20 protein-coding genes are annotated in these 20,057 nt (G+C 56.2%); 4 read left to right on the top strand and 16 right to left on the bottom strand.

The window, feature by feature from the left end:
- Positions 1-41: 41 nt before the first annotated feature.
- The 3 genes from DDZ13_RS03490 to DDZ13_RS03480 are packed head-to-tail and all read left to right on the top strand — an operon-like array spanning position 42 to position 1,770.
- On the top strand, positions 42-1,214 hold the full coding sequence (locus DDZ13_RS03490; RefSeq protein ID WP_110130040.1) for an FAD-binding domain-containing protein: 1,173 nt from the start codon (positions 42-44) through the stop codon (positions 1,212-1,214).
- An 11-nt stretch (positions 1,215-1,225) separates the two neighbouring features.
- On the top strand, positions 1,226-1,438 hold the full coding sequence (locus tag DDZ13_RS03485) for a hypothetical protein (RefSeq protein WP_110130039.1): 213 nt from the start codon (positions 1,226-1,228) through the stop codon (positions 1,436-1,438).
- Positions 1,435-1,770, top strand: a complete 336-nt coding sequence (locus DDZ13_RS03480; protein ID WP_110130038.1) for a DoxX family protein — start codon at positions 1,435-1,437, stop codon at positions 1,768-1,770. Before DDZ13_RS03485 ends, DDZ13_RS03480 begins: the two co-directional genes overlap by 4 nt.
- Here the strand turns inward: DDZ13_RS03480 and DDZ13_RS03475 are convergent.
- The 15 genes from DDZ13_RS03475 to DDZ13_RS03400 form a co-directional block, all read right to left on the bottom strand.
- Positions 1,762-2,127, bottom strand: a complete 366-nt coding sequence (locus DDZ13_RS03475; RefSeq protein ID WP_110130037.1) for a DoxX family protein — start codon at positions 2,125-2,127, stop codon at positions 1,762-1,764. The genes DDZ13_RS03480 and DDZ13_RS03475 overlap by 9 nt on opposite strands.
- A 49-nt stretch (positions 2,128-2,176) precedes the next feature.
- Positions 2,177-3,346, bottom strand: coding sequence for a GAF domain-containing sensor histidine kinase (locus tag DDZ13_RS03470; protein ID WP_110130036.1), 1,170 nt, complete (start codon positions 3,344-3,346; stop codon positions 2,177-2,179).
- Between the two features lie 128 nt (positions 3,347-3,474).
- The gene (locus DDZ13_RS03465) at positions 3,475-4,248 is read right to left on the bottom strand and encodes a c-type cytochrome (RefSeq protein ID WP_110130035.1); all 774 of its coding nucleotides are present in this window, start codon (positions 4,246-4,248) and stop codon (positions 3,475-3,477) included.
- Positions 4,248-4,940, bottom strand: coding sequence for a cbb3-type cytochrome c oxidase subunit II (locus DDZ13_RS03460; protein WP_110130034.1), 693 nt, complete (start codon positions 4,938-4,940; stop codon positions 4,248-4,250). Before DDZ13_RS03460 ends, DDZ13_RS03465 begins: the two co-directional genes overlap by 1 nt.
- On the bottom strand, positions 4,940-6,415 hold the full coding sequence (locus DDZ13_RS03455) for a cbb3-type cytochrome c oxidase subunit I (RefSeq protein ID WP_110130033.1): 1,476 nt from the start codon (positions 6,413-6,415) through the stop codon (positions 4,940-4,942). Before DDZ13_RS03455 ends, DDZ13_RS03460 begins: the two co-directional genes overlap by 1 nt.
- On the bottom strand, positions 6,412-6,633 hold the full coding sequence (locus tag DDZ13_RS03450) for a hypothetical protein (protein WP_110130032.1): 222 nt from the start codon (positions 6,631-6,633) through the stop codon (positions 6,412-6,414). Before DDZ13_RS03450 ends, DDZ13_RS03455 begins: the two co-directional genes overlap by 4 nt.
- Complete coding sequence (locus DDZ13_RS03445) at positions 6,633-6,908, bottom strand: hypothetical protein (protein WP_110130031.1); 276 nt, start codon at positions 6,906-6,908, stop codon at positions 6,633-6,635. The genes DDZ13_RS03450 and DDZ13_RS03445 overlap by 1 nt, the downstream gene beginning before the upstream one ends.
- Positions 6,909-6,915: 7 nt before the next feature.
- On the bottom strand, positions 6,916-8,187 hold the full coding sequence (locus DDZ13_RS03440) for a hypothetical protein (protein WP_110130030.1): 1,272 nt from the start codon (positions 8,185-8,187) through the stop codon (positions 6,916-6,918).
- A gap of 5 nt (positions 8,188-8,192) precedes the next feature.
- Positions 8,193-8,846: a c-type cytochrome gene (locus DDZ13_RS03435; RefSeq protein WP_110130029.1), complete on the bottom strand. Its 654-nt coding sequence runs from the start codon at positions 8,844-8,846 to the stop codon at positions 8,193-8,195.
- A gap of 11 nt (positions 8,847-8,857) precedes the next feature.
- Positions 8,858-9,385, bottom strand: a complete 528-nt coding sequence (locus DDZ13_RS03430; protein ID WP_110130028.1) for a DUF3341 domain-containing protein — start codon at positions 9,383-9,385, stop codon at positions 8,858-8,860.
- The gene (gene nrfD, locus DDZ13_RS03425; RefSeq protein ID WP_110130027.1) at positions 9,385-10,890 is read right to left on the bottom strand and encodes an NrfD/PsrC family molybdoenzyme membrane anchor subunit; all 1,506 of its coding nucleotides are present in this window, start codon (positions 10,888-10,890) and stop codon (positions 9,385-9,387) included. The genes DDZ13_RS03430 and nrfD overlap by 1 nt, the downstream gene beginning before the upstream one ends.
- A gap of 27 nt (positions 10,891-10,917) precedes the next feature.
- Entirely contained in the window at positions 10,918-14,292 is a 3,375-nt protein-coding gene (locus DDZ13_RS03420; protein ID WP_110130026.1) for a TAT-variant-translocated molybdopterin oxidoreductase, read from the bottom strand.
- A 17-nt stretch (positions 14,293-14,309) separates the two neighbouring features.
- Positions 14,310-14,963, bottom strand: a complete 654-nt coding sequence (locus DDZ13_RS03415) for a cytochrome c3 family protein (protein ID WP_110130025.1) — start codon at positions 14,961-14,963, stop codon at positions 14,310-14,312.
- A 345-nt stretch (positions 14,964-15,308) separates the two neighbouring features.
- A complete protein-coding gene (locus tag DDZ13_RS03405) occupies positions 15,309-17,285 on the bottom strand; it encodes a heavy metal translocating P-type ATPase (RefSeq protein WP_146209221.1) in 1,977 nt (658 codons plus the stop codon).
- A gap of 147 nt (positions 17,286-17,432) precedes the next feature.
- Positions 17,433-18,809 (bottom strand): autotransporter-associated beta strand repeat-containing protein, encoded by a 1,377-nt coding sequence (locus DDZ13_RS03400; RefSeq protein ID WP_158279765.1) that lies wholly within the window; start codon positions 18,807-18,809, stop codon positions 17,433-17,435.
- 64 nt (positions 18,810-18,873) lie between these two features.
- Between DDZ13_RS03400 and DDZ13_RS03395 the strand changes: the two genes are divergently transcribed.
- Positions 18,874-19,095: an AraC family transcriptional regulator gene (locus DDZ13_RS03395; protein WP_146209220.1), complete on the top strand. Its 222-nt coding sequence runs from the start codon at positions 18,874-18,876 to the stop codon at positions 19,093-19,095.
- A gap of 123 nt (positions 19,096-19,218) precedes the next feature.
- Here DDZ13_RS03395 and DDZ13_RS03390 read toward each other — a convergent pair whose 3' ends face one another.
- Positions 19,219-19,944, bottom strand: coding sequence for an SDR family oxidoreductase (locus DDZ13_RS03390; protein ID WP_110130020.1), 726 nt, complete (start codon positions 19,942-19,944; stop codon positions 19,219-19,221).
- Positions 19,945-20,057: the final 113 nt, after the last annotated feature.

Raw genomic sequence — 20,057 nt, 5'->3', positions numbered from 1 at the left:
AAGGATTCGTCAGGAATTCGGCCTGAATACGATACAGTAGTATGTTTCTACCCACAAAGTCGGCTGCTTGCAACGCACTGAGCAAATTTCTCCCAGACGCAGGCCTGGAATACGCAGTACAGCGCAACTACGACAACGGCCCGGATACCAAGGCAAGTGTCTCCAAGCTCTCACCATGGATTCGCATCCGACTCCTGCCCGAATGGGAGGTGGTGACTGCCGTACTGGAGCAGCATAGTCCAGCCGATGCGTCCAAGTTCATCGATGAAGTCTGCTGGCGTACTTACTGGAAAGGTTGGCTGCAAATGCGCCCGTCAGTCTGGCAAAACTATTTGAATGAACGAGCTGCACTCCTTGAGGATTTTCGCAGCCACGTTGGCTACCAAAGAGCCATCGAGGGGCGAACCGGGATTGAGTGCTTCGACAGTTGGAACCAGGAACTCCTAGACCACAACTACCTGCACAATCACGCGCGCATGTGGTACGCCAGTATCTGGATTCATACTCTGAAACTGCCCTGGCAACTGGGAGCTGATTGGTTTCTGCGCCACCTCCTCGACGGCGACCCGGCGTCAAACACACTTAGCTGGCGCTGGGTGGCTGGCCTGCAGACACGGGGCAAGACCTACCTCGCCCGTCCCGACAACATCCGGAAATACACAAGCGGACGTTTCCGCGTCGAAGAAAGTCTGAGCACGGAAGCGCTCGAACTGGATGAAGCGCCTCCACCCAAGCCAATGTCCCTGCCCGATCTCACGCACCCGCAGGATGGCCTGAAACTGGGCCTGCTGTTGACCGAGGAAGACTTGAGTGCAGCGGAATGGCTACCGGAACAGAATACCCCCTCAAGTATGGCAAAATATTTTCCCACGGATCACTACGAGGCACTCGATATATGCCCTGAAGTGGTCGAGTTCAGGCGTAAAGCCCTGGGCAATTCGACCGGTGCAGGCACCTTTGAAACTCCCCGCGAGCTTGTTGAATGGGCCAAGCGTGAACAACTGGATGGAATCATAACCGCGGAACCAACCATCGGCCATTGGCCGGAAATTCTCAAACTTCTCAAGGCAGAACTGGCTGCCGAAAATATCGAGCTCTTCACGGCCCGTCATTGGTGGGATCAGACCCTTTTCCCGCACGCAACGAAGGGATTCTTCCGTTTCAAAAAAGCAATTCCCAAGGTTCTGGAAAAGCTCGCAGTGCAACCCGCGTAAAAACTTCTAGTATGCCGAAAAAGAAAATCTTCGCACAAGCACAGCCCAACGGTGACGGCCATCAGGTCAGTTACGAAACAGGCGGGACACGCCGGGTACATCACTTCCCCAAACCCGAACGTGTGAGCGAACCTTCGCCCCATGCTGCAGGCTCATTCCACAACCCGGAGCATCACCACGAACTGATTGAACGCTTCGAAGCATACCTGAAGGAGCAATCATGAACGCTCAGAATTTCCTACTGCTGGTTTGTGCGGTTTCGTTTTTCGGCTACGGCTTCAGCTGCTTGTTCAGCCCGCATATGGTGGCCGAGTTTCAACGCTACGGTCTGTCCAGGTTTCGTAAACTGACAGGAGTTTTGCAGGTAGCGGCCGCTTGCGGCCTGCTTGCAGGGTTAGTGATTCCGTCGCTGGGCGGTATTGCCGCAGCGGGTCTCGCCATGCAGATGGCATGCGGTCTGGGTGTGCGCGTAAAAATCGGTGATGCCTGGTTTTTATGCCTTCCCGCAGCGACTTATATGATGCTCTGCGGGTGGCTGGCGACTCGCTTATTGTAGAACAATGAGCAAGGCGGACAGAACTAGCATAATCAAGGCGGGTAGGTAACGAATCGCCGGGTCACTGACTTTGGCATGCATCACCACCGCACCGAGCATCAGCGCTGCCATCAGAGCCGCACCGGGCAATACCAACGCCGGGATAAGAAACCCGACCAGTAGCATCGCCGCAGCGGACAATTTGAAAAATCCGACTGTGTAGTAGGCCCATTCCGGCAAACCGTAGGCCCTGAATTCCTCTTTTAGGTTTGATGCCGCGCCACCACGGTAGGCGGTAGGCCGACTTCGACGCAGCAACCAGACATTTATAATACCAAGTGGGATGGTGACCTGAATGAGCGTAGTGATAATATCCATAAATTACCCTAATAAATACGTCGCACCGCGCCGGAGCTTACAGAAAGAGCTAAATTGGCATTTGCACGGTGAAGTGGCAGCCCTCTCCCTCTTTGGACTTCAAAACGAGGTGCCCTTTCTCTTTTTCCACCAATTGCCGAACCAAAGGGAGGCCCAGGCCGAAACCGCGTTCGCCTACCGTGCCCAGAGCCGATTCCGCGCGCCCCTGCATGATCTCGGCGATCCTATCATCCGACATGCCGACACCATTGTCGTCCACTTCGATGATAAGATGCTCCGCACCGGCATCTTCATCCTCTTTCATGGAGATTCGGACTGTAACCGAGCCACCTTCCGGAGTAAATTTGATCGCATTGTTGATCAAATTCCCACCAATCTGCAGCAGTGCTTTGGGCGGGAAATGAGCCGGACTCTTCGACTCGTCGTGCGCCTCAACAGCTAGATTGACCTTTTTAGACAGAGCTTGTGGTGCATAGAGCTGCTCCAGCTTTTCCGCCAGTATTTGACAGGTGTATTCCGTTGTGGAACGACCTTCCTTGGTCAAAATACTGTCTGCCAGTTCCAACACACCCTGACCGCTGTTTTCAATCAGCGTCAGCATCTCATCGAACTCGGACAAGCCCCGTTCCTTGAAGTCGTTTTTCAACAGATCAACCAGCCCGAGAATGCCTCCGACCGGCCCGCGCACATCATGGCCGACTTTTCGTTTGGACTTTACAGCCTCGTTGAGCTGTTCCTCCAAAAGATGGATGCGTTTGATTGATTCCAGCCGGCGAACAACCATATGTGAGACTTTTTCAAGTAACTGCGTCTGCTCATCGTTCAACTCCAGATCAAACTTGTCCAAGACGCAGAGTGCTCCGATTCTGGCTCCCTTTTTCGTTTTCAGGGGCACACCGTAATAATAGTTCAGCTCGGGGCCGCTACAGACATAGTCTTTATCCTTGAAACGGGCGTCCTCCCGAAGCGATTTCAGTTCAAGTGGCGTGTCTTTCTCGATGGTATATTGGCAGGCGGAATCCTCACGCCGGGTTTGTCCTATATCGGAACCGTAACCGGAAACCGTCCACTGCGTGTAACGGTCGATAAGATTAACCAGCGACATCCTGGCCCCGCAAATTTGTGCCGCCAGACCGGTCAAATCATCCAGCTCAGAATCCAGTGCGGTGTAGTCCAGATTGAACTCGGATAATTCGACCAGTCGCTCTAGCTCATTCATACATACGCCCTGACACCAAAATAGGCAGACGGTACCGAAAATCAAAGGAATTCACCTCTTTCTTCAGCAGCGCAAACGAGCCGAGTGGAGAAGCCCATACGCTTTTGCGGGCCTGAGCGGGATATACTCTATCCGGCTTGAGCCACTTCAGTCTCAGCAGCAGCTTCGGCCTCGCCCTCAGTATCTTCCTCCGGCTCTGCTTCCGGAGCGGGCTCCGGTACCGGACCGAGATCTTCACGCAGCTCGGCGGCCTGCCAGGGTGTGCTGCGGCTGGCGTAAGCTTCGAGATAGGACTCGATCATCTCAACCGACATTTCGGACGCTTCATTGCCCCATTCCTGGCGGACATAAGTAATCACCCCGGCAATCTCCTTGGGCTTCAAATTAAGACCGCTGGGACCAAAGGCCGGCATGTTGCCGTTATAGGTGTTGCCCGCTACTTCGATTGGACCATTCAGGCCATTGATCAGAATGCGAGCCATCACTTCGGGGTGGCCTGTCACCCAGCTGGAACCACCCAGGGGCGGATACACTCCAGCCAATCCGTTACCATCAGCCTGGTGACACTGGGCGCACTGGTTACGGTATACCTTGGCGCCGATTTCGGGGAGAGGAATCTCTCTCACGACCGGAGCAGTTGAAGCCACTTTGTAATCCGGATCGAAAGCCTTGGCACTGAACTCACCACTGTAGGTCACTAGATAGATACCGCCCCAAAAGCCCAACACCATAATGACAAAGACAAGAAAGACCGGAATCGGGCTAAAACCTTCACTGGGCTCTTCCTTTTCGCGAATGAGCTGAGCATGAATGTCCTGCATCTGCTCATCCTGCATCGCTGCTTTTTCCAGCGATTCCTTACCCTGATTTGCGGGGGTGGGTTCTTTGTTATCTTCGCTCATTACTCAGGAATGACTGCCTCGGGCAAACTGTAATCAATTTTCAAGCTTAGCAAGTATTCGACCAGAGCTTCCGCTCGACGGGTCGGTACGATCTCGTAACCGGGTTCCGGTGCGTACTCGGAATCCGGCGGAAAATCGAGGGCCTTCTCGGAAGGCTTATTCACAATCTCTTGTTTTTTGTAGAGAAAGGCAAACGGCGGCATGGTCGAGCCCTCGGATACAATTTGTGGATTGTAAAGGTGGAGGTGGTTCCAGTCACGGCCGGCTTCACCGGCGTAACGTCCGCCAAGGTGGGCGAGGTCCGGGCCTGTACGGATAGTGCCAAGCAAAACACGGTCCTGAAGTACGTAGTCACGTGCTACCGTTGCACGCGGCCCCCAGCCCCGGTCAATGTCCGCACCAAAGCCCCGGCGCCGCACCTGTTGGCTATGGCAGTACATGCAGCCCATTTCGATGTAAACTTTCTTACCCTGTTCTGCGAGGCCCGATGGCTTACGCGGATAAAGTGTTTCGCCCTCGGGCATGACCATGAGAGGCTGCCCGTTTTCATCCACCTCGGAGTCTGAGGGAACCAGCGTTTCCGTACTCGGCTCAAGAGCGCCCAGTTGAATGTTACCTGAAACAATCAGGCCCGTGTAAGAGAAAGCCAGAGCGAAGAAAATACCGCAAAAAAGAAGTGGTAGGTTTTTCATTAAGCTGCGCCTCCTTCCTTAGTCAGCAAGGTCGGGCCTGATTTCGCCCGAACCGCGCCGGCGGCAAAGAGCATCCAGAAGAAATTCACGGCAAACGCGATGTGTCCGACGGTGAGGAAAATCCCGGAGACGGAACGCGCTTTTAACCATGGAATGGTGTTTTGGACGGTTTCGAGGAAGGGAATTTCCGGATTATTCATCTCCACACCCTGGATCCATCCGCCCACTTGCAGAGCCACCACCATCACGGTGATACCAATGGCACAGCCCCAAAAGTGGATCTTAATCAATCCGGCGGAAGGCCACTCGCGCTTGAGCAGCCTCGGCATCATGTAGTAAACGCCGCCGAACATGATCATGGTGAAAAAGGCATAGACACCGTGGTGGGCGTGACCAACGGTAAAGTGGGTAAAGTGGGTAATCTCATTGACCGAGCGAAGGGCCATCGCGGAACCGATGAGACTGACAAGCGTGTAGGAAATCGCACCGAATACGGTAAAACGCAGGGTTGGGCTGCGCCAGACTTCCCGGTGCAGGCCGACCACCGTCATGTGGTGATTCAAGCCGACCACAATGACCGGAATGACCATCATGACAGAAGCCACCACCCCGGCAGAGATCAGCCAGGCGGGGATCGGACCCCCGATAAGGTGGTGCACGCCGGCCCAGTTGTAGAAAATCGCCAGGGCCCAGAAGCCGAGTACCGAGAGATAGTAAGAGTAAATCGGACGTCCCAAAACCTTGGGAATCAGGTAATAAGCGGTGGCCAGGGCCATGGGCGTAAACCAGAGCCCAAGCACATTGTGCGCAAACCACCAGTTTGTCAGCGATTGTACGACACCGCGTGCTGGAAACCAGATGATCATGGCCTGGGCGACGATATAAAGCCAGGGGAACCAAAAGAGTGCCGCCAGAATATACCACTGCGAAACATAGACGTGATCTCCCTTGCGGAAGCGGAAAGCCATGACCCCCCAAACGCCGATCAAGGCGTAGGAAACCGCAAGAATCGGTGTGGCATACTGCGGAATTTCCAACCACTCCACGGAAGTGATATCACCGCGTAGAATACCAAAGACACCGACCGTGAGACCGATATTCCAAAAGACACCTGCGATGAACAGGATTCCTTTATTGTCGATTTTGGCACGGCAGAGACGGGCCATGATCCAGAGCCCCACCGCAAAGATGATGTTACTCCCCCAACCCATCGCCATGGCGTTGAGGTGAGCGGAGCGCACACGACCGAAAGTCAGAAACTCATAGGCACCGAGGAAATCCGGCTGGTGGGCCTTGAAGGCGGCCATCAGGGCGAAAACTGTACCGATCATCAACCAGCCGATGGCGGAAACCACGAAAAAGACGGAAGCGGTCCGAATCGAAGCGTCAATCTCGCTTAGCTCCGCACGCACTGCCTCGTTAGCCGAGGAATACGGGTTGGTGGACGGTGAAAAAATCTGAGACTCGTTACTCATTTGCGGTCTTTTGAGCGGGAATGCTTGCGACTGTCAGGAAATGCATCGGAGACCTCTCCTTCCGGCTCTTCTTCGGTAAAAATTGTCTTGGCTTGAGAATCGAAATTACGCAGATGCCCTTTTTTGGCGGACCAGTAGAGCATGGTTACAGCAACCACAAAAAATGCGACGCCGAGAAGTATGATCGGCCACAGTTCCTTGTAGTCGTAAACATCCATTAATTATTGTAATCCTCGATAACGAGGTCCATCGCCGCATCAACGGGAATCTGGACACTGCCGTCCCCTTTCACGGCGTATTTTGAAATTTTGGCGATCCCTTCGGCCCGGGCTTGATCCGCTTTGGCTTGGCGCTCTTCGGCGGCGGCCTGGTCGATCGGCTCCGGACGGTGCGGCAGGTAGGCCAAAAAGATAATCAGGGCGAAAATCAATATGGCGCCAAGACTGCCCAGAAAGGTGGGAAGAAATGATTTACTGGAAGATTGATCCGACATCGTGTGATTACTCTGCGTAATTTATAGATTTATCAATGTTAGGGTCACGGATAGGAATCGGTTCGGCTTTTTTAATGCTGCGGCACATGGCCCAGATGCAAATGCCCCCGACACCGATCAGTGCGGCAATATCGTACCCGGTGACGGAGAACTGACGCACCAGATAGCCTTCACCATGGTCCGGAGCGACCAGCTTACCCGGAATAATATTCCAGTACAGGTCGAGAACGGTGAAGAGCAATATCCAGACGGAAACCGCGACACTGCGCCAGATCACGACCTTGGTCTTATACCAGAGGAGGAGAAGGAACGGGATGAGAAATTGCCCGAAGATCAGTAACATACTCACCCACCACCAGGAATTCAACGTGCCATCGTAGTTCTTCTCGCGCATGTTATACCAGAAGGTTTCTTCCGGAATATTGGCGTTATAAATAATGAAATACTGGGAAAAGCTGATGTAGGCCCAGAAAACGGTGAAGGCCAGCATCATACAACCAATGTCGTAGCGATGCGCTTGGTTGAAAATACCTTTCAGGTAGCCGCGGGTGGCCAGGATCACACAGAGGATCAGGATAAAGCCCAGTGCCGCGCGCATGCTGGCGGAGAAAAACCAGACCCCGTACATGGTGGAGAACCAGTGATACTCCAGCGACTTGAACCAGTCGATCGCGCCGACGGTTGCCGCAGCCGCACAGAGAAACAGGCCGATCGCGGAAAGGCGGCGGGCATTGTGCGTATTGTTGATGTTGCCGGTCTTATCGGTATCGAAAGACCATTTCCGCAGCATAGCGGAAATGATGGTGAAGACCCCAAAGACGACGACCACCCGAATGGCGAAGAACTCAATATTCAGGTAAGGCGACTTCCATTGGTAGAGCGGGTCCTCGCCGACGGTGCCATGGCCCGGGAGGGCATTAACTCCGTTCATCCACTTCCAGAGCAGACCGGGATTTTCATGCAGGAAGGGAACCAGCAAGAGCGGAATAAAGAGGAGGAAAAGCCAGGGGAAGACGCTTAGATAGTGCTCACACTGACGGCGTATGACCACCGGCCAGCGGGCGTGAAACACATACCAAATCTGGATGAGAAAAAGCAGGCCGACCGCGATCGCGAGCCAGAAAGCGATACCGATGAGCCAGCTCATGAGCGGGCGGACTTCGCTTGCCTGCCAACCCTGGTAGAAGCCAAAGCCTGCGATGGCGAGACCAATGAGGCCTACGATCAAAGCGATGACGCCAGGATTTTTGCCTGTTGTTTGTGTGGATTCCGAACTCATTGGCTTTAAATTCCTAATTCTGCGCGTTCACCGGCGGGCACATCCTCCGCGGTAGCATTCTGGGAGCGTTGGAGCGCACGCACGTAGAGGACCACGGCCCAACGCTCTTCGGGAGTAAGACGATCTTTGAGGCCGTACATCAGGCCCTTACCATTGGTGATAACATCGTAAATATAACCATCCGCTTCGTTACGAAGGCGGTCGTCGTGGTAGGATGTGGCCAGAATGCCATAAGGCTTGGTCACACCGTTCCCGTCGCCAGCAGCACCGTGACATGCGGAACAAAAGATGTCATACTTCTCACGGCCCAACTCGATGAGTGTGTAGTCCGCTTCAACTGGAAGCTTCTTCACCCAGGAGCCGTCCGGGTTTTTCCCCTGAAGGAAGGTGGTGCTGCCCAGAACGGTATCGTCAAAATCTTCCGAGAAAACTTCCTCATAATTGAGATAGTTGCCTCGGGCAACGGTATTGACCGGGATGGGGCGATCGTTGCGCCCGTCCTCGAAGAAGCTGTTCTCTCCCTGCGGCTTGTAACGGGCCTGACGGTCCATATCCGGGAAGATTTCGATCGGAGTCTTCTCGCTGAGCGAACCACGGAAACCGAAGATCGAGACAACGGCCGCGATAATGAAAACGAAAATAATCAGGAAAATTCTCATGACACTTCTCTCTATGCAGAGACCTCCTCGATATCGGTTCCGCCAATTTCCTCAAGGAACTGCCGGGTGGCAGCCGAATCGAACTTCGGATCGCGCGATTCGATGGCAATGACAAGACGGTCCCCCGCGACTTCGAGGAAGGTATCACTTTCAAAAAGTGGGTTGTGATGCTGCGGGAGTAAATTGGTGATAAACATGCCACCGAGCGTGCCGAAGGCCGCCAACAGGATGGTCAGTTCATACATAATCGGAAATGGGAAGATCGGGCTGAAGAACGGCTTACCCCCAACAATGAGCGGGTAATCGTAAGCGCCCATATACCAGACGATAAAGGTGCCCAGCGTGAAACCGGTCACACCGCCCAGAAAGGTGAATACCGGCACTTTGGAGCGCGGCTGCCCCTGTGCTTCAGGCATCCCGTGCACGGGGAAGGAGGAATAGGTGTCCCATTTCTTGTAACCGGCGTCTCTCACCTTCTCCGCGGCATGGAAGAAGCTGGGCGTGTCCTTGAAACTAGCGATGATGCTGTGCGTTGCCATTAGTGGTGCCCTCCTTTCTCATCCTCGTGGTGGCCGTGCGGATCGCCCTGCGGCATGACAAACTTCACCTCGCCGATGGGCATCATCGGGGCAAAGCGGACGAAGAGCAGGAAGAGCACACTGAAGAGGCCGAAAGTTCCGAAGAAGGTAAAGATATCGACAATCGTCGGTGAGTAATAACCCCAGGAGCTGGGAAGAAAGTCATTGGCCAGCGAAGTCACGGTAATCACGAAACGCTCGAACCACATACCGACGTTGATCAGGATCGACATGACCCAAACCAGCGCCCAGTTCTGGCGAACCTTCTTGAACCAGAAGAGCTGCGGAGTGAACACGTTGCAGCTGAACATCATGATGTAGGCCCACCAGTATTGGCCGAAGGCACGATTGATAAAAGCAAAGCTCTCATAGGGGTTGGCGCCATACCAGGCGATGAAGAACTCCATGATGTAAGCGTAGCCCACGATCGAACCGGTACCCAGGCAGATCTTACACATGTTGTCGATGTGCCGCTGGGTGATGAGGTCGTGCAAGCCGAAGATTGCCCTCAGCGGGAGCATGAGCGTCAGCACCATACCGAAACCGGAGAAAATCGCGCCCGCCACGAAGTAAGGCGGAAAGATGGTCGTATGCCAACCGGGCAACTGAGAAACCGCGAAGTCGAACGAAACGATGGTATGCACCGAAAGGACGAGCGGCGTGGAGAGGCCGGCCAGAACGAGGTAGGCCATCTCGTAGTTGCGCCAGTGGTTCCCGGCGTTGCGCCAGCCCATGGCAAAAATGCCGTAGAAATACTTGCGGAAGACATCGAAACCTTCGGCAAACTTCTTCTTGAACTCGGTCGCGCCTTCGTAGGCGCCGGCCTTGAGGCGTTGCACCGCGCGGTCGCGGAGCGTGCCGAGGTCGGGAATCATGCCCATATACCAGAAGAGCACGGAAACGGTACCGTAAGTCGAAACCGCAAACACGTCCCACTCCAGCGGCGAGCGGAACTGCGGCCAAATAGCATTGGCGTTGGGCAGCGGGAAGAGCCACCAGGCAAACCAAACCCGGCCGACGTGGAAGAGCGGGAAGATACCCGCACAGACCACCGCGAAAATCGTCATGGCTTCGGCCGCCCGGTTAATCGAAGTCCGCCAACCCTGCTTCAGCAAACAGAGCACCGCGGAAATCAGAGTTCCGGCGTGACCGATACCGATCCAGAAAACGAAGTTAACAATCGCCCAACCCCAGTTGATCGGATTGGCCAGGCCCCAGACACCGACACCTGTGCTGACGAGCCAGAGCAGGCCCATACCAGTGAAGGATGCGGTTGCCAGTGCCACCGCCATGCAGACCCACCACCATGTGGGGGTGCCGGCTTCGACGATGCCGCAAATCTTGTTGGTGACCCAGTTAAAGTCACGGTTGTTGGTAACGAGAGGCTGCTCGTAGAGCTCCGCCGGTTCCACCTTTTCAAGCAAGGCGGCCTGTGCCGGATCCATCTCCTGTGATGTCGTAGCCATTTCTTTCAGTTCGCGCGGGTTCTTAAATTAGTGGGCGGGATGTGCTTCCTCGTGATGTTTGTCGTCGTGTGCCTTCGCATCGTGACCTTTGTCTTTCGATCCTTGAGAGGCACTGCCATAGCGCTTCTTGTAAGCGGCATAGGCGTAAGGCTTCTTGTAGGCATCCGGCATTTTCGGGTTCGGATTACGCAGGCGGGCCAGATAAGTCGTGCGCGGCCGGGCGTTGAGGTAGCCGAGCACGGAGTAGTTCCGGTCGCTGGCCTTAATCCTGGAAACTTCCGAATCCGGGTCAGCGATATCGCCGAAGGTAATCGCATCCGTCGGGCAGACTTGCTGACAGGCGGTCTTGATCTTGCCGTCCGGCACGTGGATGTCTCCGGAAGCGCTGGCCTTCGACTTCTGGTCGATCTTGGCCGCCTCGATCCGCTGGGTGCAGAAGGTGCACTTCTCCATTACCCCGCGCATACGCACGGTGACGTTCGGATTGGCACGCATCTTTTCCAGCTCCGGTTCGTCGACCTCACCGAAGGGGCCTTTGTAGTGCTCGCCGGGCGCGCGTTTATTCCAATCAAAGAAGTTGAAGCGGCGCACCTTATACGGGCAGTTATTGGCGCAGTAACGGGTGCCCACACAACGGTTGTAGGCCATGGTGTTGAGACCTTGGCGGTCGTGCACGGTGGCATTGACCGGGCAGACACTCTCGCAGGGTGCGTTTTCACAATGCTGACAGAGCATGCCCATGAAAGAGACTTGCACGTCTTCCGGCACTTCATCGGCCTTGTAGTCCTCGGCGGAGAAGTAGCGGTCGAGGCGCATCCAGTGCATCTCGCGACCGCGAAGGACCTGATCCTTGCCCACGATGGGAATATTGTTTTCCGACTGACAGGCCACGACGCAGGCCGTACAGCCGGTGCAGCTGTTCAAATCGATCGCCATTCCCCATTGCTGGGTCTTGGGGAACTTCTTCTGAGCTTCTTCGCCCTTCCAAATGTTTACGTTGGGCGGAGGGCCTTGAAATTCAGGGTGTTTGTAGGCGGAGCCACCACGGTATTGATGCGTGGCTTTTTTCTGCAGGCTCTTGCTATCATCCTTACCATAGTTGGCCGGCGCGTGCGACTCGACCCCCATCTCGTTGGCGAAATTCGGATGCTCCTTGTAATACTTGGCGGTACCTTCGCGAACGATGGCACGGCCCTCCATCGACCAGTGCTCCTGGGTGTTGGCGAGGCGGTACGTTTCCCTGGTCAGCTTGAGTGCCGCACCAATGGCACTGCCCATACCGGAGGAAGTGCGAAGCTGGTAGGCATCAAAACCGACACCGGTACCGACACGGCCCACTTGCGTGCGCCCCATGCCCAGCGGTAGAATAACCGTGTAGTTCGCGAGACCCGGCACCACGTGGACAGGGGCCTTGACCTTGCGGCCATCGAGCGTGATTTCAGCGACAACCGCCTCTTCCTTGCCTCGATTAAACTGAGCCTTGTTCTTCTGTAAAGTGCCCTTCGAGGCTTCAAAGAAACCGCCCTGCTTGTTCATGGGAACGGCCCCGGGAAAAATGGGGATGCCTTGAGCTTCCTGAAGTTCTTTCGCCAGACGCGGGCTAATGAGGATGGCATTATCCCAAGTCAGCTTCGTCATACTGTCCGGCACTTCCATGAGCCAGCCGTTGTTGGCATAGCGCCCGTCGTAGGCGTGGGAGCTGGGCTCGTAGCGAACTTCAATCGCGTCGGCGCTGAGCTCAGGTGCGGTCAGTTCTTCTGCGATCAGAGCGGAAGCGAGATCGCCGGCGCTGAGCGAGAGTGCTTGCTTCTGGTAAGCCGAATCCTTCAGCAGGCCGTCGCTGAGGAACTTGTTGAAGTCTTTGCCTCCTTCGGCCGCAAAGGTCTTGGTTACGATGGAGTAAGGGTCCGTCACTTCAGCTCCGGCGAGGCGGGCCAGCACTTCCAGTTCGTTGAAAGTCGGGAAGAGCGGCTCGATCATCGGCTGGACCGGAACCAGCGTGCCGTCGTAGGTACGGCCGTCGCCCCAGCTTTCCAGGTAGTGCGAGCGGGCAATCTGCACATCCGCTTCGGCGGACGTCTCATTGTAGCTGTAGCTGAGGTGAATGCTCTCATCGGCTTTGGCCATGAGCGCTTTGAAATCAAGATCAGCGGGTGCGTCGTAAACGGGATTGCCTCCGATGATGAACAATGTCTTGGCACCCTGCTTCAAGCGGGCGGCCGCGGCTTCGATTCCCGCTGCCGCCGTGGGCACTTCGACGTAATTCACCGGGGCGTTAAGCGCGTCGTTGATGGCCAGAACCAGCGCATGCACGGATTCGGGAAGGTGCGGTCCGGCGACCAAAAGTGCCTTGCCATTATATTCCTTCAGGTCGGCTGCACACTCGGCAACCCATGCCGCGTCGAGCTTCAGGGAGTCCGCCGCTTGCTTGGCTGCGGCTGGCAGATTGACTCCCAGCGCAAGCGCAAGCTTGGCTGTGAACGCCCCCATTTGGGTGGTGGAGAGACGCAGGCGATGGTCCGCCATCGCTCCGGTCGTGCTCATACCACTCTCCACCGAATAGAGGCGGCTCATCTTGGACGCGTCTTTCGACTCCTTAACCTTGCGGTTTTTGCTGAAGCCCTTCGAGTCGGCAATGTTACCATCCTTCCCCAGGAAGTCGGCATCGATGGAAAGAACGCGCTTGGCCTCTTCAAATTTGGGCAAGCTTCGGAGCGACTTGTTGCCTTGCTTTGCAGTAACCGACTCGGTCGGTGCGGCCGCAAGCGGGGCGTATTCCGTCCAGGTCGCCTCGGGGAATTTTGCCTGGATCGCCTTGACCAAACGGGCACGGCTGGGAGACGTGCTCGGCTCAGCGAGAAAAACGAGCCCCTTGCCCCCGTCCGAGCTGTGAGCCTCACTCAGCGCAGTCAATCGGTCGCGCACGGCGGCATCGGAAAGTGTAGCACCGGACGCGCGGCTTTTGGTGGCGCGGTCGGGATCGTAAAGGTCGAGAATGCTGGCCTGGGTGTAATTATCCGTCGCGCCGCCGTAGGGCTTGTAGCTCGGGTTGCCCTCGATCTTGGTCGGGCGTCCCTGATGCGTCTCGACGATGACCGGCATGTTACCATGGGCTCCAGGCATGGAGGAGCTGAAATAGACCGGCACGCCGGGAATGACATTCTCCGGCTGCTTCGCGTAGGGCAAAATAGTTTGCTCCGGGCGGCGGCAGCCTGCCATGCCGAGGCCGGCAAGACCAAATGAGGCCGCCATGATCTTCATGAAATGACGACGGTTGACGCCTTCCATCTCGGAGGCTCCGGCAGGAAATTCGCGCTCGACCCAGTCGCGGAAGGCCGGGGTCTCCGCGAGATCATCGAGGCTCTTCCAGTAACGTGGTCCAGATAGTTCGGATTCGTTCATCTTAACAAAAAGTCGGTTTAACGGTGGCAGCCGGAGCAGCTCTGCGGCGGATTGACCTTCCAGTCATGCACGAAGCTGTGCAGCTCGGCCAGAGATTCCGGATCGGTTGGGCGTTCCCAGTCGAGATTGTAAACCTCTTCGACCGGACGGATGTATTGTTCCGGGTTGCGGTGACACTCCAAACAGAAGCCCATCGAAAGTGGCTTCGCGTGGTGCACGACTTCCATCTTCTGGATCTCGCCGTGACACTCGACACAGCTGATGCCCCGATTTACGTGGACGGAGTGGTTAAAGTAAACGTAGTCGGGCGTCTTGTGGATGCGCACCCAGGGCACCGGCTCTCCCGATTCATAACTGTCACGAACGGCAGCGAGTTGCGGGCTGTCTTTTTGTACCATGCTGTGGCAACTCATACAGACATTGGAGCCCGGCACGTTGGAGTGCTCGGAGCGATCCACGAAGGTGTGACAGTAGCGACAGTCGATCTCAAGCTGACCGGCGTGCAAGGCGTGACTAAATGCGACCGGCTGCGTCGGCGCGTAGCCCGCACGGGTATATTTCGGTGTGAAATAGTAGGTCACTCCCAAAACGACGGCCGTCTTGATGAGAATGATCGCAATGATAATTTTAATCGGGAGCGTGTTGACCCACTTTGGAAATACGTTTGCCATAACTACCTCTAAATACGGTGCGAAGGACTGCGAAGCAGACGCTAGATTTTGCGTTGAACCGTCCCCTGAGCCGGTCGGATCCGATGGAGCGGGCCAGACGTCAACTCATTTGCCGCCTTTCCCTTCGCAGGTTGCGAAGCGGATCTTGAGGCAGTCGTCAGCGCAAACGCGCCGGCAAGCGCCAGACCGGCCTTCTGGAAAAAGGCCTTGCGAGTAGTAGGTGTTTTGTCGTCCATCGGTTAGTTAAGCGGGCAAACAAAATGGTGGGATTTTGTCATGGCAACCGTTTTTTACCCATAAGTTTAAATGTTATTGGGATTATTAGCATAAATTCTTAAACAAAACTTATGCCCGCAATGCCCGGAGGGTAACAAAGGCACTGGAAACCAGCATGATAAGGGCCGCCGCAACCGGATGCAACCAGCCCACCACAGCCAGACTCATCCCCAGAATATTATATGCCGCCGCGTAAATCAGATTTCCCCGCAGCCGGGTGTGGATTCCTCTCGCAAGCCGTATTGCATCGGGCAGGCACTCCAGGCGATCGTCTTGAAGTTGCCCCATTGCCGCCGACTGCGTAAGTCCTGTACCGCTGCCCATGGAAATCGAGCTCGACGCAATCGACATAGCGGCTGCATCGTTGATCCCGTCCCCAACCAAACAAGGCATTTCACCGGAATCAACCGCCCGACGAATGATTTCGGCTTTATCTGCAGAGGTCAGTCCGGCCCGCACCGGCACGGAGTCAGGTATCTCAAGATGCGGATCCGGATCACCGGTCAGGACGACTGATTGAATACCCAGAGCCTCCAATTGCGACCACATGGACGGCAGGCCTTTCCTCGCCTGCTCGGCCAATACCAGAACCGCTACAGCAAGGCCATCGACTGTAACGTAGATCCGTTTGCCACCCTGCATAAGTAGCTTGCGATCCAGCTTATCATGCGCCTCCGCCCGATCTCCCGCCTCGCCGATACGAATGAGCGCCTTCGACCCCGCAAGTTCGACCTCCGCCTCAACCCCGGCCCCCGGAATCAATCTCAATTCTTTAATCGTTGGTGTGGTTTTCCCGTCCTCCGGCAGCAGACGGGCAAGCGCGCGGGCCACCGGGTGATTCACCCGCGATTCGACAGCCACCACCGCAGCCAGTAATTCAGCGCGCCGTGACTCCCACTCAGACACTAGCAGCACTTCGCCAATCTGCATATCGGACTCGCTCAAGGTGCCGGTCTTATCGAAATAGATGCTTCGGGCATGCGCCAAGCCGTCAATCAGCGCCCCGTCCCGACTCACCAAACCCATCCGTGCCATCCGATACAAACCGTTCCAAATCGCGACCGGCGTGGCCAAGCCCAAGGCACAGGGGCACGCCACCAGCAACACCGCCATGCTGTTAAAGACCGCATCCATCCAAGTCCCGGCAAAGCTCCAAAACACCGCCGTGAGCAACGAAACCGTTACGACGATCGGCAGGAAGTATTGCACCAGTCGGTTGGCCTGCTGTTGCAACTCTGAAGGCCTGCCGAAGAAAGATTCCACCGTATCGAGAATACGATCCAGTTCCCGCTCCCCCGCGACGGCCCGAACCTCCACTTCAAAACTGCCGTCTTCCGAAAAAGTGCCGGCCCTCACAGGATCCCCCACCCGACGCACCACCGGCAGCGGTTCACCGGTCAACGACGTTTCCCGCACGAAGCCCACGCCCGAACGCACCCTGCCATCCAGCGTAAAAGGCTCTCCCGGATTCACCCGCACGACCTGCCCTTTCTTCACCTCGGCAACCGGCAATTCGCGCGGTCCGCTTTCCGTGTCCAGAAGAACCGCCCGATCAAAACGCTCCCGCAGCTGACTGCTCTCCGCCCTGAGCTTGGCCTGGGAGCGCAGGCTCAACATGCGCCCGAAAGTGTAAATCGCGATAACGATGGAAACAATTTCGTAGTAAACACTCCCCTTCCCCGTCAGCGAACCGGCCAGCGATCCGATAAAGGCACCGACCAGGCTAAGCGTGAACAAACCCTCGATCGACAGCCGCCGCGAACGCAGCATCCCCCAAGTTGAGGCAAAGAGCGGCCCACCCAGAAAGCCCATCACCACCAGAGACGAGAAGATCAACAGACCGTGGAGCAGCCAGTAAGCGGTTGAGCCGTAGTTCGGAGGCGTCATGTTCAGCGCCAGCGAAAAAACCATCCCCTGCCCGGCAAAGACCCCGGCCACCGCAATCCGCAGCCAGGATTTCGAGAGCTTCAGATCCAGGTCGTCGCAGTCAGCCCCGGTGCGGCAGACGACGGCATTGGCAGGGGGCTTATTATCTTTTTCAGCCATCAGTTTCTTGTGTGCCAACGCCGAACACGAGGGGAACGGCTGGCTTCATGCCAGACACACATTCAGTGGATGGGGCTTTAAAACCGATGCAAGACTGAAGATGACATGAGCAGATCCCGAAAATTACCCTCGGGAAGTGCCCGAAACTTACGGCGCACTTTCCAGGCTAATCTGGAGACGAATGAACCGCCGTTCGTATTCGCCCACGGGATCGACGTTTCGGAAGTGCTTCAGGCTATCCGTATCCTCGATTCGCAGCACATCGTTCTCACTCCAGCTTTCAAGGTCTTCGGAAATTTCAGCGGTCACGGAGAGGCCTTCCGTCAGGGGATCCAGTGCCACGCGAACGGCCAAATAATCCGAGCCACCTTCCGACCACTGGGCAAAGTCGGGCAGATCAGCCGGGGCGGCGCGGACGTTTGGGTCGAGACCGAGGGCGTATTTTATCAAGAGAGGGACGCCCTCCTGCAATGGATCAGCGCCAGGTGTGGCTGACACGGAAAAATCGGACGCCCATTCCTCGAAGGTCCGCCCCCGCACCTTCAGGACCCCAGACGTACCCAACTCGGAAACGTCCCAGCGAAGATGCCCCGGCAGAATCGCACCGGCGACATCCAATGCCGCGATCTCTCCCGTGTACGAGGACGCGGTAAAAATGCGAAATCGGTCGCCTTTGGCAGGGACGAACCCGTCGACCAGAACAACACGCAGGGTGCCGTCCAGGTCCAGCGCTCCGCTGACGTCGACGGCATCGTAGCTGGTCCCGCGCTCATAGCCTCCGATCTCTACTTCAAAAATGTGTCCGGCACCGAGTGCCAGATCGCCGTCAACGGTCATCAAGCCGGGACTGTTCCCGGGGCGCGTCGTCCCGGCGAAAACAAAATCGCCGGTGAATTGACCGGTCCCCGACAACTCGCCCGTCAGGGTGAGAGGCGTTTCGCCCATTGCGATGACCTCCGCATCGTTGCTCAGGTTGCGGGCGATCGTTTGCCCGCCGGCGAGTATGCCGTTTTGCGCGACCAGGATACCGGCCCCCGCCGCCACCAAACCATTGGTGAATTCGAGCCGCCCCTGATTCACTGTCGTCGCGCCGGTGTAGGTATTCGCTCCAGTAAGCGTGAGGGTCCCCTCGCCCGTTTTCGTAACGGCAAAGTCAGGAAAAGTGGATCCAAGAACACCGTCGAATACCTGCAACTGCTCGGCCGCGGTATCGATCGTGAGATGCCCCGCACTGGGGTTGCTGTTTCTGAAGCTGTAAACGGAACCCGCTCCACTTAGGCCCGCGATGGTCAAGGGGCTGTTGGAAATATCCAAGATGGCTCCCGAAGCGATGTCGACCTTCGTCTGACTGGAGAGGCCCTGCTCGATCTCAAAGGGCAGCACCAACACGCCACTGTTAATCCGGGTCGGACCTTCGTAGCTTTGCGGGGCATTGAAACGTAGAACCGAACCGTCGTGTATGAGCGCCCCCGAACCACTGATCACTCCCGGAAAAGTATAGTCGTCGGAGCGGTTGAAAGCCACGGTACCATGATTGACGATATCACCGACAACCGATCCGGAGGCGTTGCCCGCACCGAGATGAAGGGTGCGCGAGCACTACGGGATGACCCCGTCCGCCCTGATCCTGACTCGGCGGTTGGAAAAAGGCCGTGAGTTCCTGGCAGGCGGGCACTACGAAACCATGGCGGAAGTCGCCCACCAAGTCGGCCTTTCGCCGCACTACTTTTCCAGACGTTACCGCCGCGCCTATCCGCCCGAGGACGATGGCACCGGCACCTCCGAGGATACGGCACGTGAACCGGCCTAGTGTCTTTCCAAAACCATCTAAAGGAGACTTCTGAAAAGCTGAAGGCGTGCGTTCGGCATTGCCCAGATCCGCAGTGCGAAACGCACTGCTCAACCTCAAGAAGAGGATTTCGCAAGCGCAGCCTTACAGATCAAAATTCGTCGGCATCATCACGACGTCGCGGATCGTCATGTGGCGCGGGCGGGTCAGCATGAAAATGATCACGTTGGCGATTTCCTCGGCTTCAACGAGGCTGCCGGCATCCTTGGCCTCCTGAAGTTTCTCCGGTGACCAGTCCTTGAGCAATCCGGTGATGACGGGACCGGGCGAGATACCGCCGACGCGGATACCGTGCTTGAAGACCTGACGTCGGGTGGTCTGAATAAAGCAATCAATCGCCCATTTGGAGGAGGCATAGATCGGCTCCCAGGGAGTCGGATAGTGCGCGGCGAGCGAGCTGGTCACGATAATATCGCCCGTCTTGCGCTCGATCATGTGGGGCAGCACGTCGTGGACGTTTTTCATCACCACGTTGCAATTCAGGTTCATCATCCGGTCGATGGCATCGGTGTCGGCGTCGACCAGATCGCCGCCGATGTAACTGCCCGCGTTGGCGTGAAAAATATCGAGGTGGCCGACAAGCTCCAATAGCTTGGGCAGGAGCGTTTTGCATTCCTCTGCATTAAGCAGGTCGAAGACGAGCGGGATAGCCTTCTCGTGGCGTCCGCAGATTTCTTCGAGGGCTTTTTCATCGCGGTCGACAAAGACCACGGTTGCGCCGGCGGCCAGCATTGCTTCAGCGCTGGCAAGCCCAATTCCAGATGCCGACCCGGTGACGGCGGCGGTTTTTCCTTCGAGTTCGTTAGCCATGGTTCTCTTATCTTTCTAAATTCGCGGAGTATGGATGGATGCGGATTCTGAAATGATCTCGTCTGTTGGGTTCTCTCGATGCAAGTCAAAATGTTTCGGGCAGTCCGTTCGAT

It is taken from the genome of Coraliomargarita sinensis, assembly GCF_003185655.1.
GTDB lineage: Bacteria > Verrucomicrobiota > Verrucomicrobiia > Opitutales > Coraliomargaritaceae > Coraliomargarita_B > Coraliomargarita_B sinensis.
Note: the sequence above shows the minus strand (reverse complement) of the source record. Positions and strands in the feature narration are given on the sequence as shown.